Origin of the sequence: Streptomyces inhibens (assembly GCF_003389455.1) — a bacterium.
In the GTDB taxonomy this organism is placed as follows: domain Bacteria; phylum Actinomycetota; class Actinomycetes; order Streptomycetales; family Streptomycetaceae; genus Streptomyces; species Streptomyces inhibens.
Genome location: NZ_QUAC01000192.1, coordinates 1 through 13,006, shown reverse-complemented (window position 1 = coordinate 13,006; position 13,006 = coordinate 1). Strand labels below are relative to the sequence as shown.

Below are 13,006 nucleotides of genomic sequence, written 5' to 3'. Positions count from 1 at the left end.
TCGCCCGAGGCCGCCGAGGGATCTGACGGAGGGCCACCGGTCATGACCAATCCTGCCGAGAGGCTGGTCGATCTGCTGGATCTCGAGCAGATCGAGGTGAACATCTTCCGGGGCCGCAGTCCCCAGGAATCGCTCCAGCGGGTATTCGGCGGGCAGGTCGCGGGCCAGGCGCTGGTGGCTGCCGGGCGGACCACGGAAGGTGACCGCCCGGTCCACTCCCTCCATGCGTACTTCCTGCGGCCGGGCCGGCCCGGGGTACCGATCGTGTACCAGGTCGAGCGGGTCCGCGACGGGCGGTCCTTCACCACCCGCCGGGTCGTCGCCGTCCAGCAGGGACGCACGATCTTCAATCTGACCGCCTCCTTTCACAAGCCGGAGCCCGGCTTCGAGCACCAGTTGCCGATGCGCCGGGCAGTGCCCGACCCTGAGGATCTGCCGACCGTCGCGGACGAGGTCCGCGAGCACCTGCGCCATCTGCCCGAGGCGCTCGAACGGATGGCACGCAGGATGCCGTTCGAACTCCGGTATGCCGACCGGCTGCGGTGGACACCCGACGAGATCGCGGGCGCCGAGCCGCGCAGCGCGGTGTGGATGCGCGCGGTCGGCCCGCTGGGTGACGATCCGCTCGTGCACACCTGCGCGCTGACCTACGCGAGCGATATGACGCTGCTGGACGCGGTCCGCATCCCGGTCGAGCCGCTCTGGGGGCCGCGCGGCTTCGACATGGCCTCGCTCGACCATGCGATGTGGTTCCACCGCCCGTTCCGCGCGGACGAGTGGTTCCTCTACGACCAGGAGTCGCCGATCGCCACCGGCAGCCGGGGACTGGCCCGCGGGCGGATCTACGACCGGGAGGGCAGGCTGCTCGTCTCGGTCGTCCAGGAGGGGCTGTTCAGGAAGCTCGGCGGCTGACCCGGTCGGGCGACGGGTGCCGCGGTGGATAGTGTGCGCAGCCGTCCGGGGTCGTCCCTGCGGGCCCTTTCGAGGGCCCGGGAGAGGTTGACGCGGTACCACAGCACCTCGTCGAACTCATCCGCCGTCAGCACCCGTTCGAAGGACTCCCGGGCGGCCGGGGTCACTGTGATCACGGATGCGAGGGTGGGCCGCAGCCGGCGCAGCAGGGACCGCTCCAGTGGGTCCTCGGCCACCGAGGCCAGCTCCTCCGGGGGCAGCACGGCGGCGATCGCCGCGGCCGACTCCCAGGGGTCGTCGGTCTGTCCCATGAGCTGGGCGATCCGCCGGCTGCGCCACTGGCGCGCCCGCCAGTCCTGTCCGCCGTCGAGCATCACCCGCATCGCGGCGGGGGTGTTGCCCCGCAGCAGATCGGGTTCACAATCGGCGAATTCGGTGACCTCGGACGCGAGATAGAGCCAGACCACCGCGCCGTAGCGGTTCACATAGAACCGGACGGGGCTGAAGCAGCCGGCTCGGGTCAGGCGCAGGACCCGGCCGGGGCCGATGCCCATCAGCTGCGCCGCCTCGGTCGTGCTGACCGTGCGGATGCGCTCGCGGAGCGCGTCCGGGAAGCCCGGCTCGGCCTGAAGCCGGGCGATCTCCTCGGCCGGGACCCGGCGCCCGCCGGACGCTCCGGCGCCTCCCGGCCGGTTATCGGCCCCGGCCGGGATCGTTCGTACCTCTCCGAGCTGGGTGGCGAGCTCGAACTCGCCGGTCCTCAGCTCCAGTTCACGGGCCGCTCGGCCCATCGCGAGCGTCTGCTGCCCGTCGCACATCACTGTCATGTCGGTTCCCCCGGCAACTCGGTCGATCACTGAAAGTGACGACTGTAGCCGCAGGCGATGACAGTGCGTCAACCCTCGCCTCAGACCTGTGGATAACTTTCCGGCTGCCGTACCGCGACGCCCAGATGCTCCCCGACGCGATTGACCAACAGCGTCATCTCGTAGGCGATCTGGCCCAGATCGGCGTCGGCGCCGGCCAGCACGCACAGACAGCTGCCGTCGCCGGCCGCCGTCACGAACAACACCCCGTCGTCGAACTCGACCATGGTCTGGCGCACCCGCCCGACTCCGAAGTGAAGTGCCGATCCCTTCGCGAGGCTGTGCAGCCCCGAGGCGACCGCCGCGAGATGCTCGGCGTCCTCCCCCGCCAGTCCCTCGCTCGCGCCCGTCACCAGCCCGTCGTTGGAGAGCACCAACGCGTGCCGTACCTTCTCCACCCGCTTGGTCAGGTCGTCCAGCAGCCAGTCGAGTCCGCTGCTCAATGCCATTGCCGCTTCCTCCCCGTATCCCCGTCCGCACTCTTGGCCGGACGGCAGCCCGTGGTCCGTTCGCAGACTGCCGTGCCAGCCTGTCCCACCTCCGCCGTCTCGGCAAGCGGCCCTGCGGCCCGGCGTGCCACGCGGCGCTTGCTCGCACCACACGGCGAAGATGTCGGCATGGCACACAAGATGACGAAGGACGAGTGGCAGAGGTTCCTTTCCGAGGGCACCCGTACCGGCAAACTGGCGACGGTACGGGCGGACGGCAGCCCGCACATCGCCCCGGTGTGGTTCCTCATGGACGGCGACGAGTTGGTGTTCAACACCGGTGAGGACACGGTCAAAGGCCGCAATCTCGCCCGCGACGGCAGGGTGGCACTGTGCATCGACGACGAACGGCCGCCGTTCACCTTCGTCGTCGTACAGGGGACGGCGGAGATCAGCGACGATCTGGCGGATGTGCGCCACTGGGCGACCCGGATCGCGGCCCGTTACATGGGCGAGGACCGTGCGGAGGAGTACGGCGCCCGCAACGGCGTTCCGGGTGAGCTGGTGGTACGGGTCAAGATCGACAAGGTCGTGGCCCTCGCGGACATCGCGAGCTGAGGGCGTGCGTGGCGCGGGCCGTCCGGCACCCGCGCCACGTCCGGCCGCCGGTCACCCCACCGAATCCAGCACCCGGGCGGAGTGCCGCCGCCCGGCGTGCTCCACCAGCCGGACCAGCACTTCCTTGCCCGAGTCGCGATCCCGCGCGTCACAGAGCACGACCGGGGTGCCGCGGTCCAGGTCCAGGGCGCGCGCCACCTCGTCGGCGCCGTAGGAGCGTGACTCCGCGAAGCAGTTGACGGCTACCAGGAACGGGATCGCGCGGCGCTCGAAGTAGTCGACCGCCGGAAAGCAGTCCTGCAGCCGCCGGGTGTCGGCCAGCACCACGGCGCCCAGCGCGCCCTCCGAGAGGTCGTCCCACAGGAACCAGAAGCGGTCCTGTCCCGGGGTTCCGAAGAGGTAGAGGGACAGCCCGTCCCTGATGGTGATGCGGCCGAAGTCCATCGCCACCGTGGTGGTGGCCTTGTTGTCCACTCCCCCGGTGTCGTCCACCCTCTCACCCGCCTCGCTGAGGCCTTCCTCGGTGCGCAGCGGGCGGATCTCACTGACCGAGCCCACCAGGGTTGTCTTGCCCACCCCGAAGCCGCCCGCGACTAAGATTTTCAGGGCCAACTCGGGGTCGGGGTCCGGGGCTGCGCCCTCCGGGGCCCCTTGTGCGGCGTTCATCAGCCGTCTCCTTCAGGATGCGGGTCCTGCGCGTTACGGGGTATGCGGATCCATGGCTCGACGAGGGGAGCCTTCGGCGGCAGAGCGCCGTCCGAAATCCATGGCGAGGACCGTACCCTCCACTGATCGGGATTTCCTCGAAATCGCCAAAGCCGCTATGTGTTCCGATCAAGAAACCCAGCGACCCTGACAATTGTGGTAGCCGGACCGGCACAAGGCGCCGCCGCAGGACCTCAGCCGGTCGGTCACTTCGCGCAGAAGGCAGCAGAAGGCAGGTGCCCAACCGTTCGGCGGGCCCTTGCGGGATCATGAGGCCATGACGCAGCAGCAGTCACACGAGCGGCACGGACCACCCGCCGCGGCGAACGCCCCGATGGGCACCGTGGAACGCAACGGCATCGGTCCGGTGCCGGAGTCCGAGCGGCACGGTACCCCCCGGTCCCTGTTCTGGCCATGGGCCGCATCCGGGCTGTCCCTGCTGTGCGTCGCCTACGGGATCTACCTCATGGGCCTCGGGCTCAACCCCTGGCAGGCCATCGTCACCGGCGCCATCGGCTATGTGCTGTCGTTCCTCCTGGTCGGCCTGATATCGATCGCCGGCGCGCGCACGGGTGCGCCCACGATGGCCATCGGCCGGGCGTCCTTCGGGCTGCACGGCAACAAACTGCCCACCTTGTTCAGTTATGTCTCCAACGTCGGCTGGGAGACCGTGCTGGTCGCGCTCTCCTCCTTGGGCGGATCAGCGATCCTGGCGCGTGTGGCGCCCGGCACCTTCGCCCAGGCCGACGGGCGGACGCCCACCACGGCCGCGCAGGCGCTGTGCTTCGTGGTGACCGCCATCTCGGTCGTGGTCGTCGGGATCTTCGGGCACGCGCTGATCATGAAGGTGCAGAAGTATCTGACCGCGGCGATCACCGTACTGACCGCGGTGTACATGGTGCTGATGGCCGACCGCATCGACCCGTCCGCCCTCGGGGGCGGCCCGTCGGGCGGCCTCGGCACGTTCGTCGGCGGCATCGTGTTCGCGATGACGCTCCTGGGGCTGGGCTGGGTGAACTGCGGCGCCGACTACAGCCGTTATCTGCCCCGTACGAGCAGCGGCCGGGCGATCACCGGATGGACCACGCTGGGCGGGGTGCTGCCCCCGCTGGTGCTGCTGGTCTTCGGGGTGCTGCTGAACGCCGGCGACCCCGAGCTCGCCGCGGCCGCGGCCGCCGACCCGGTGGGCGCCCTCGCCGCCGAGCTGCCGACCTGGTTCCTGGTGCCGTATCTGCTCACCGCCATCGGGGGCTTCGCCTCCGGGGCGATCATGGACATCTACAGCTCGGGCATGTCGATGCTGGCCCTGGGCATCCCCGTCCGCCGGCATCTCGCCGTCCTGGTGGACGGTGCGCTGATGGCCGTCGGCGGCTGGTACGTGCTGTTCGTCTCCCCCAGTTTCTTCGCCACGTTCCAGGCGTTCCTCTCCATCATCGGGGTGGCGATGGCCGCCTGGACGGCGGTCTTCCTGGTGGAGCAGTGGCGCCGCCGCCGCACCGGCTTCGATCTGGCGACCGTGCGCACCCTGGGCCGGCCGGCCGTCCTCTCGCTCGCCGTCGCCACCGTCGTCGGACTGGGTCTGATCACCTCCGCCGACCCCCATATCGCCAAGGCCGTGGGCTTCTTGCTCACCGACAGCGCCGCGCGCGGCACGCTGGGCGCCATGAACCTCGGCGTCGTGGTGGCCCTGGCCGTCGCGGGAGCCCTGTACGCCTGCACCGCCGCCCTCGCCGACCGGTCCACCACCGAAGGAGCCCGATGACCGACCACCACGCCGACCGGCCGCACGAGGTGCGGGCATTCTTCGCACAGCGCGCCGCCGACTGGGACACGAAGTTCCCCGACGACGGCCCCGCCTACGCCACGGGCGCGGCCGAACTCGGCCTCCAGGAAGGCGACCGGGTCCTGGACGCCGGCTGCGGCACGGGGCGCGCGCTGCCCGCGCTGCGGGACGCCGTGGGACCGCGCGGGACGGTGCTGGGCGCGGATCTCACACCCGAGATGCTGCACGCCGCCGTGCGCGCCGGACGCGGCCGGCACGCGGCGCTGCTGCTCGCGGACGTGACCCGGCTGCCGCTGCCCGGCGCCGCGCTGGATGCCGTCTTCGCCGCCGGGCTCATCTCGCACCTGCCGGACTCGGCGGGCGGCCTCACCGAACTGGCCAGGGTCGTACGCCCCGGTGGCCGGCTGGCCCTCTTCCACCCCATCGGGCGGGCGGCCCTCGCCGCGCGCAAGGGCCGCCCGATCACCCCTGACGACCTCCGCGCGGAGCCGAATCTGCAGCCCCTGCTGGCCGACTGCGGCTGGGAGCTGATGCGGTACGAGGACAAGGACTCGCGCTATCTGGCGCTGGCGGTCCGCCGGCGGTGACGCCCGGCCGTCGGCGCCCCTGTCTCAGGACGCCGCCGGGCCCTCGGCGTGCGGGACCGGGCAGCTGCCCGTGCGGCGGGAGGTGGGGAAGGTGCCGAGCTCGGCCACCCGGAAGCCGTTCGGGTAGCCCTTGATCTCGGGGTTCTGGCGGGCGTAGTGCGGGTTACGGCGCGGTGGCAGCAGCCGCACCACCTTGGCGCGCAGCTTCAGGGCGCCGCGTACGACCTTCTGGACCGCCGGTTTGGGCCGCTCGTAACGGAAGGCGTCCAGGAGCGTGTCGTCCAGGAGGGCCATGCTCGCACCGCGCACCAGCGGAGCGAGCGGGCCGTACCAGCCCGCCATCAGGTCCAAGGTGGCGTCCGACACCCGTCGGGCGCCCTCGTCCCAGCCGAAGTGCGCCTCCTCGTAGGCGTCGAGGCACTGCTCGAAGTCCTCGTAGGTCTGCGGGAGTTCGGTGATGCCCATATGGCGCCCGAGGGTGCGGTAGTACGTGGCGACGGCACGCTGTTCGTGTGCCGTCAGCCGACGCCAGCCGTACTCGTCGAGCCAGCGCTTGGGCACCACCACGAAGGTGCACAGGACATAGCGCATGTCCTCGTTGCTGATGTCGTAGCTGCGGTGCATCTGATTGATGCGGCGGATCGCCGTCCGGCCGTCCTCGCCGTCGAAACCGTGCTCGACGACGGCGTCCAGGAGGAGAGCCGTATCGTCATAGCGCTTTTGTGTACGGTCCGTCAGCTCGGCGGTCTCGGCCAGAAGTCGGCCGATGCTCGGCACGGCATAGGTGCGGTAGAGCGCCAGCTCCAGGGCTCTGGTGATGTCCCAGGGGAATTCATGGGTCGCGATGATGCGGTAGATCCGCAGGAAATCACGCTCCGGGTCGAGCCGTCGGATCTCCTTCAGCCAGTCATAGCGCCGCACCTGACATCCGTCCCTTCGTTTGCCAAAAGGCCAATTTTAGTCGCAGGGGCCGTACTTGAAGGACGGCGACGGGCGCCAGATCCGGCGGTGCGGTGGCCGGAATCAGTCGGCTCGGGCGGTCGCGGGTGAGGGGTTCGGCACGCCGTTCGCGCGTTGCGCCGGTGCCCTGCGGGCGCCTCGCCCCGGGGAGCGCGCGTCGGCTCCGAACCGGTCCGTGATCTGCGGGGGATCCACCACGGCCAGCGCCTTCTTGACGGGCATACCGGTGCGTTCGGCGAGCGCCAGCCGCTCCTGGACCTCGCGGGGAGTGCGCGGGCGGTAGCCGGGGCCCGTACCGCAGCAGCCGCCGTGGAAGGTCAGCCCCGCGCGCAGCACGGCCCCGAGGGCGCGCCAGCCCGCGTCGTCCCGCCGCTTGGGGACCGCCAGATCGGCGCCCGCGTTGATCAGCTCACCGCGGCACTGCGGGCAGTGGTCGGGGCCCTGCGCGGTCGGTGTCTTCTTCCACGCGGCCCGGCAGCCGAGGCATACGAAGTGCATCCGCCGACTGTAGAAACACATCAGCCCAGCGTACGGCTGGTGACAAGCCCCTACCAAGCCAATTAGGGTGCGCCGACGTACTCCGGAATGGATGGATGGGGAGGCTCGCGTGCCCACGACCGAGAGCGCCGACAACGACCAGTTGTTCGTGCTGACGGCGGTGCTGCTGACGCCCGCGCAGTTCCCGAGCGTGCTTGGAGACGACTACCCCGAGGTGTGCGCGGGCCTCGGCCTCGAACCGTACGCGGAGGGCTACGGGCTGGTCCTCGGACAGGACGGTGACGGCGCGCGCTGGACGGTGGCGACGGACGATGTGTCGCTGGTGGCCTGTGCGATCGCCGCCTGGGACTGCGGTATGGAGTACGACCTCTCGCCCACGGAGAGCAGCATCGTGGCGGCGCTCCCCGGCTGGCCGCTCGCGCTCGCCGTATCGGCGCCGGGGGTGCCGCAGCCGCACGATCCGGAGCCGCAGGACGGGGATCCGGCGCCGCTCGCACCGCCGGATGCCGGGGAGTGGGGGCCGGCCCAACGGAGGCTCGGTGCGGACGAGATCGCCATGCAGTGGGCGGCGTGGCGCGAGCAGGTGGACGGGGACGTCTCCTTTGCGGAGCCGGGGGGCGAGGCGCATGAGGGGGTGCGGCGGGTGCTCGAGGAGGCGCGCGGCTATGTGGCCGAGCCGCCGCCGCCCGGGCGGGTGCGGTCGTCGTTCGCGGCCGGTGAGGCGCGGACGCTGCGGGTGGACGGGCCGGGGTGGAGCATGGTCGCTCGTACCGATGACATCGCGTTCGTGCTGCTGGACGAGGAGCCGGGCGAGGTGCATCCGGTGGGCCGGGGGCCCGAATTGCCCGGTCTGTTGTCGTCGCTTGACGAGTTGGCGGTGCGGCCTGTGTGAGGGACTGGGGCTTGCGCGTGGTTTGCGCCGGGTCGGTGGGGGCTGGCGCTTTGCGGGGTTGCGTGTGTGCCGCCGGGGTCGGTGGGGGCTGGGGCCTTGCGGGGTTGCGTGTTGCCGTGGGGGCCGGAGGGGCCGCACCGGGACCCGTCCTCGGCGCGGGCGTCACGAGTCCCAGATATCGGCACCCCGGCGTTTGCTCCAGGTCCTGCGGGCGGGTCCCGGTACGTCCCCTCCGGCCTACGTGTCGTCCCGTCCGCAGCCCGGCGGCACTGCCCGTCACAGCAACAAAGGCGCGCGACGCCCACGTGCAGTGCACCCCGAGGCCAGTGCGTGCCATGAGCTGGAGCGGCACGGCCGTAACGGTCATCGGCACGGCGGGACGGTCGCCAACGCGCGGAGGCCGGAGGGGATACCCGGTGCCCCGCCCGCAGGACCTGGAGCAAACGCCGGGGTGCCGACTCCATGGAGCCGAGACGCCCGCGCCGAGGACGGGTTACCGGGTGTCCCCTCCGGCCCCCCACCCACCAAGCGACAGCGAACCCGGCCCAGCCACAAACAACCTTCCGGTCAGCGGCCGATCTGCTTGCGGCTGGCGCGGCGCAGGCGGCGGCGCTGGGAGGGGTCGAGCGTCAGATACGCGACGGCCGGGATTCCGACCATGACCAATACGGCCGCCCAGAAGGGCAGCAGCCACAGCAGGATCACTCCCACCGCGACGCCGCCGATCGCGACCTTCGCCTGTGTGGACATCCTTCACGCCCCTTCCGCGGCGCATGCCGCGCTCTGTGTACTCCATTGAACGCCGTTTTCCCGCCGCAGGTTCCATTCCAGGGTCTGCCGTCCTGTACCCTCGGGCGCTCCAGACGCCAGTAGTCAAACTTGAGGAGTTCTGGACCCAGTGACATCCCTGCCCGCGGTCACACCCGCTCAGCTCTCCGAGCTCTCCCGCTGCGCGGCGGTCTTTCTGCCGTCGGATCCGCCACGAGCCGGCCGGGTCGCCTTCTGGCGTCCTGATGGCGAGCCCATGGAGGACGTGAGCGGGGGTGCGTCGGCTGCTGAGCAGTTGAGCGTGGCTTTGCCGGATGAGGACGGTGGGATCTCGGTGTGCGAGGTCCCGGCTCTGGTGGTGCCTGTTGCCGACGCGGTGCCCGTACTCACGCGTGCGCGGGCCGCTCGGGGCACCCATCCGGCGGCCGCCTTCTGGGGGGCCGCGGCCGTACTGGCGCTGCAGCTCGCCGCGCGCGGCCGGCTGCTGCCCGGCGTGAGCCCCGCCGGGTATGACGCCTGGCGGCTGGGTCCGCTCGACCCTGCGGACATCGAGCGGTTGCGTGATCTGGCCGCCGCGATGCCGCCGTACGCGCATGCCACCCCGCTCCCGGACACCGACCCGGTGGAGCTGCCGGACCCTGAGCGGCAGGTGCGGGCCTTCCTCGACGCGGTGGCGGACGGGCTGCCACGCTCCCCCGCCGCGGCGTTGGCCACCGGTGCGCCGGCCTTCGCGGTGTCCGCCCCGCAGCACATCCCCGAGCAGCGCGCCTGGGCCGCGGACGTCGCCGCGGGGCATGACGCGGGGGTGCGGATCTCGCTGCGGGTGGAGGTTCTCGGAGCGGAGGGGCTGGGTGGGGCGGAGGGGCCGGGTGGGGCGGAGGCGCCGCGGAGCCTCGGCCTGCACGGCGAGGTCGGTACCGCCGGCGAGGCCGATCGGGTCGCCGATGAGGCCCGTACCACCGATGAGGCCCGTACCACCGGCGAGGCCCGTACCACCGACGACGCCCATGCGGTCGGCGCGGGTCGTACCGCCGACACCACTCGTGCCGTCGACGTGGCTCCCGCCGACTCATCCATCACCTTCGTCGCCGTCCTCCAGTTGCACAGCCTCACCGATCCGACGCTGGTCGCGGATGCCGCCGACGTGTGGGCGGGGGCATCGGCGGCGGGGCGGGCGTTCGGGCCGCGGGCTCGGATGGACACGCTGCTCACGTTGCGGCGTGCGGCGGACGCGTGGGCGCCGCTCACTCCGTTGTTGTCGGCGGCCGTGCCCGGTGCGCTGGAGCTCGCCGACGAGGAGGTTGCGGAGCTGCTCGGGCCGGCGTCGCGTGCGCTGGCCGCCGCGGGGGTGCAGGTCCACTGGCCGAAGGAGCTGGCGCGGAAACTGACCAGCCGGGCCGTGGTGGGGCCGGCCGATGCGGTGGACGGGGACGGGGCGGGCGGGATGCCGGGGAGGGAGTCAGGGGCTCCTTCGCTGCTGTCCGCGGATGCGTTGCTTTCGTTCAGTTGGCGCTTCGCGGTGGGCGGTCAGGAGGTCGGCAAGGCGGAGCTGGACCGGCTTGCCGAGGCCGGGCGGCCGCTGGTGCGGCTGCACGACCAGTGGGTGCTGATCGATCCGGAGGCGGTGCGGGCCGCCCGGGACCGCCGGGACCGCAAGGTCACGCCGCTCGACGCGCTGGGGGCCGCGCTCACCGGGACCGCCGAGGACGAGGACGGCGGCCGGGTGGAGGTGCAGGCCTCCGGCTGGCTGGCCGGGCTGCGTGACCGGCTCGCCGACCCGGAGGGCGCCGACGCCGTAGCCGTCGGGCAGCCCGCGGCGCTCACCGCGACGCTGCGGGACTACCAGTTGCGCGGTCTGGGGTGGCTGCACCGGATGACGTCGCTGGGGCTGGGCGCCTGTCTCGCCGACGATATGGGGCTGGGGAAGACGATCACGCTGATTTCGCTGCATCTGCATCGGCAGGGTGATCGCGAGTCCGCCGGTCCCACGCTTGTCGTGTGCCCCACCTCTCTCATGGGCAACTGGCAGCGGGAGATCGAGAAGTTCGCGCCGGGCACGCCGGTGCGCCGCTTTCATGCCGGGCGGCGCAGTCTGGCGGATCTGGCGGACGGCGAGTTCGTCCTCACCACGTACGGAACGATGCGGCTCGATGCCCAGAAGCTGGCGGAGGCGGGCTGGGGGCTGGTCGTCGCGGACGAGGCGCAGCACATCAAGAATCCTTTCTCCGCGACCGCCAAGGCGCTGCGGTCCATCCCGGCCAAGGCCCGGGTGGCGCTGACCGGTACCCCGGTGGAGAACAATCTGTCGGAGCTGTGGGCGATCCTGGACTGGACGACGCCCGGACTGCTGGGGCCGCTGGGCCGGTTCCGTACGCGCTATGCGCAGACCATCGAGGGTGGTGTGGCGGCGTCCCCCGAGGCGGGCGCAGCGGCCGAGCGGCTGGCCCGGCTGGTGCGGCCGTTCCTGTTGCGCCGTCGTAAGTCCGATCCGGGGATCGCGCCGGAGCTGCCGCCCAAGACGGAGACCGACCGTGCGGTGGCGCTGACGAAGGAACAGGCCGGGCTGTACGAGGCCGTGGTGCGCGAGGGGCTCGACGAGATCGCCGGGACGGACGGGTTCGCCCGCCGCGGGCTGGTGGTCAAACTGCTCACCTCGCTCAAGCAGATCTGCAACCACCCTGCGCAGTATCTGAAGGAGCAGGTGGCGGAGGGCGGGCCGGCGGCGGGAGCGGCGCGGTTCTCCGGGCGTTCGGGGAAGGTCGAGCTGCTGGACGAGCTATTGGACACCATCCTCGCCGAGGGCGCGAGCGTGCTGGTGTTCACGCAGTATGTGCAGATGGCGCGGCTGTTGGAGGCCCATCTGGCGGCGCGCGGGGTGCCCACGCAGTTCTTGCACGGCGGGACGCCGGTGGCCCGCCGCGAGGAGATGGTGCAGCGCTTCCAGGACGGTGCGGCGCCGGTGTTCCTGCTGTCGCTCAAGGCGGCGGGTACGGGGCTGAACCTCACTCGGGCGGCGCATGTCGTGCACTTCGACCGCTGGTGGAATCCGGCGGTCGAGGCACAGGCCACGGACCGTGCGTACCGCATCGGCCAGACCCAGCCGGTGCAGGTCCACCGGATCATCACGGAGGGCACGATCGAGGACCGGATCGCCGAAATGCTCTCCCGTAAGCAGCAGTTGGCCGATGCGGTACTGGGTTCCGGAGAGGGCGAGGCCGCGCTGACCGAACTCACCGACGCCGAGCTGACGGACCTGGTCGCACTGCGAGGGAGCGAGCGATGAACACATCCGAGGAAGCGGAATCCATGGATCAGGGCACGACCGGCCCCGAGCGGACGTTCGCCGCGCTGCCGGCGGCGCGCGGCCGCGCCTTTGCGCGGAGTTGGTGGGGGCAGGCCTGGCTGAAGGCGCTGGAGGACACCGCGCTGGACGGCGCCCAGGTGAAGCTGGGCCGGCAGCATGCGCGGGCCGGTGCGGTCGGCGCGGTGTCGGTGCGCCCCGGCCGGATCACCGCGGTCGTCCAGGATCGTGACCATACGCGGCACCGTTCCGATGTGCTGTTGCAGCAGTTGAGCGAGGCGGACTGGGACCGTTTGCTGGACCTGGTCGCGGACCGGGCCGGGCATATCGCGGCGCTGCTGGACCGTGACATGCCGCCGGTCCTCGTCGAGGACGCGGCCGCGGCGGGGATCGAACTGCTGCCGGGCATCGGCGACTTGGAGTCGGAGTGCAGCTGCGGGGCGTGGGATCACTGCGCGCATTCGACCGCGCTGTGCTATCAGGTGGCGCGCTTGCTGGACCAGGATCCGTTCGTACTGCTGCTGTTGCGTGGCCGGGGCGAGCAGGAGCTGCTGGACGAGTTGCAGGCGCGCAGCGCGGCGCGGGCGGAGCTGCCTGCGGACGGGGACGCGGGGGCGGAGCGGCCCGGGGCGGGCGTACCGGCCGCCGAGGCGTACGCGGCGCGCGACATCCTGCCGCCGCTGCCCGC

Annotated in this window: 13 protein-coding genes; 7 read left to right on the top strand and 6 right to left on the bottom strand. The window is 71.6% G+C overall.

Features of this window, described 5'->3' with window-relative positions; all coding sequences use genetic code 11:
• Positions 1 to 42: 42 nt before the first annotated feature.
• Entirely contained in the window at positions 43 to 912 is an 870-nt protein-coding gene (locus DY245_RS23845; protein ID WP_128509279.1) for an acyl-CoA thioesterase, read from the top strand.
• On the opposite strand, the gene DY245_RS23840 is transcribed toward DY245_RS23845, so the two are convergent.
• Together DY245_RS23840 and DY245_RS23835 are read right to left on the bottom strand one after the other, a co-directional pair.
• Positions 843 to 1,730 carry a DUF6397 family protein gene (locus DY245_RS23840; protein WP_128509284.1) on the bottom strand — a complete coding sequence of 296 codons (888 nt, stop codon included), beginning with the start codon at positions 1,728 to 1,730 and terminating at the stop codon, positions 843 to 845. The two genes, DY245_RS23845 and DY245_RS23840, sit on opposite strands and share 70 nt — an antisense overlap.
• A gap of 89 nt (positions 1,731 to 1,819) precedes the next feature.
• Positions 1,820 to 2,227 carry a roadblock/LC7 domain-containing protein gene (locus tag DY245_RS23835; RefSeq protein ID WP_128509278.1) on the bottom strand — a complete coding sequence of 136 codons (408 nt, stop codon included), beginning with the start codon at positions 2,225 to 2,227 and terminating at the stop codon, positions 1,820 to 1,822.
• A 168-nt stretch (positions 2,228 to 2,395) separates the two neighbouring features.
• On the opposite strand from DY245_RS23835, the gene DY245_RS23830 reads away from it, so the two are divergent.
• Positions 2,396 to 2,824: a PPOX class F420-dependent oxidoreductase gene (locus DY245_RS23830; RefSeq protein ID WP_128509277.1), complete on the top strand. Its 429-nt coding sequence runs from the start codon at positions 2,396 to 2,398 to the stop codon at positions 2,822 to 2,824.
• Positions 2,825 to 2,875: 51 nt separating this feature from the next.
• Here the strand turns inward: DY245_RS23830 and DY245_RS23825 are convergent, their stop codons facing one another.
• Entirely contained in the window at positions 2,876 to 3,490 is a 615-nt protein-coding gene (locus tag DY245_RS23825) for a GTP-binding protein (protein ID WP_128509276.1), read from the bottom strand.
• Positions 3,491 to 3,806: 316 nt separating this feature from the next.
• Between DY245_RS23825 and DY245_RS23820 the strand changes: the two genes are divergently transcribed.
• Together DY245_RS23820 and DY245_RS23815 are read left to right on the top strand one after the other, a co-directional pair.
• Positions 3,807 to 5,291, top strand: a complete 1,485-nt coding sequence (locus DY245_RS23820) for a purine-cytosine permease family protein (RefSeq protein ID WP_244943216.1) — start codon at positions 3,807 to 3,809, stop codon at positions 5,289 to 5,291.
• Positions 5,288 to 5,899 (top strand): class I SAM-dependent methyltransferase, encoded by a 612-nt coding sequence (locus DY245_RS23815; protein ID WP_128509275.1) that lies wholly within the window; start codon positions 5,288 to 5,290, stop codon positions 5,897 to 5,899. Before DY245_RS23820 ends, DY245_RS23815 begins: the two co-directional genes overlap by 4 nt.
• Before the next feature lie 24 nt (positions 5,900 to 5,923).
• On the opposite strand, the gene DY245_RS23810 is transcribed toward DY245_RS23815, so the two are convergent.
• Both DY245_RS23810 and DY245_RS23805 read right to left on the bottom strand, forming a co-directional pair.
• Positions 5,924 to 6,820, bottom strand: a complete 897-nt coding sequence (locus DY245_RS23810) for an oxygenase MpaB family protein (RefSeq protein ID WP_128509274.1) — start codon at positions 6,818 to 6,820, stop codon at positions 5,924 to 5,926.
• 102 nt (positions 6,821 to 6,922) lie between these two features.
• The gene (locus DY245_RS23805; protein WP_128509273.1) at positions 6,923 to 7,357 is read right to left on the bottom strand and encodes a hypothetical protein; all 435 of its coding nucleotides are present in this window, start codon (positions 7,355 to 7,357) and stop codon (positions 6,923 to 6,925) included.
• A gap of 109 nt (positions 7,358 to 7,466) precedes the next feature.
• On the opposite strand from DY245_RS23805, the gene DY245_RS23800 reads away from it, so the two are divergent.
• Positions 7,467 to 8,249, top strand: coding sequence for a hypothetical protein (locus tag DY245_RS23800; protein ID WP_181923835.1), 783 nt, complete (start codon positions 7,467 to 7,469; stop codon positions 8,247 to 8,249).
• A 567-nt stretch (positions 8,250 to 8,816) separates the two neighbouring features.
• On the opposite strand, the gene DY245_RS23795 is transcribed toward DY245_RS23800, so the two are convergent.
• Complete coding sequence (locus tag DY245_RS23795) at positions 8,817 to 8,999, bottom strand: hypothetical protein (RefSeq protein ID WP_128509271.1); 183 nt, start codon at positions 8,997 to 8,999, stop codon at positions 8,817 to 8,819.
• Between the two features lie 148 nt (positions 9,000 to 9,147).
• Here DY245_RS23795 and DY245_RS23790 point away from each other — a divergent pair, with 148 nt between their 5' ends.
• Both DY245_RS23790 and DY245_RS23785 read left to right on the top strand, forming a co-directional pair.
• Positions 9,148 to 12,300: a DEAD/DEAH box helicase gene (locus tag DY245_RS23790; RefSeq protein WP_128509270.1), complete on the top strand. Its 3,153-nt coding sequence runs from the start codon at positions 9,148 to 9,150 to the stop codon at positions 12,298 to 12,300.
• A partial coding sequence (locus DY245_RS23785; protein ID WP_483409822.1) for an SWIM zinc finger family protein occupies positions 12,297 to 13,006 on the top strand: 710 nt, incomplete at its 3' end. The genes DY245_RS23790 and DY245_RS23785, both read left to right, overlap by 4 nt.

Coding starts and splice junctions, on each gene's coding strand:
- DY245_RS23825 (WP_128509276.1), bottom strand. CDS start 3,490: ATGAACGCCGCACAAGGGGCCCCGGAGGGCGCAGCCCCGGACCCCGAC.
- DY245_RS23795 (WP_128509271.1), bottom strand. CDS start 8,999: ATGTCCACACAGGCGAAGGTCGCGATCGGCGGCGTCGCGGTGGGAGTG.
- DY245_RS23845 (WP_128509279.1), top strand. CDS start 43: ATGACCAATCCTGCCGAGAGGCTGGTCGATCTGCTGGATCTCGAGCAG.
- DY245_RS23835 (WP_128509278.1), bottom strand. CDS start 2,227: ATGGCATTGAGCAGCGGACTCGACTGGCTGCTGGACGACCTGACCAAG.
- DY245_RS23830 (WP_128509277.1), top strand. CDS start 2,396: ATGGCACACAAGATGACGAAGGACGAGTGGCAGAGGTTCCTTTCCGAG.
- DY245_RS23815 (WP_128509275.1), top strand. CDS start 5,288: ATGACCGACCACCACGCCGACCGGCCGCACGAGGTGCGGGCATTCTTC.
- DY245_RS23840 (WP_128509284.1), bottom strand. CDS start 1,730: ATGTGCGACGGGCAGCAGACGCTCGCGATGGGCCGAGCGGCCCGTGAA.
- DY245_RS23805 (WP_128509273.1), bottom strand. CDS start 7,357: ATGCACTTCGTATGCCTCGGCTGCCGGGCCGCGTGGAAGAAGACACCG.
- DY245_RS23820 (WP_244943216.1), top strand. CDS start 3,807: ATGACGCAGCAGCAGTCACACGAGCGGCACGGACCACCCGCCGCGGCG.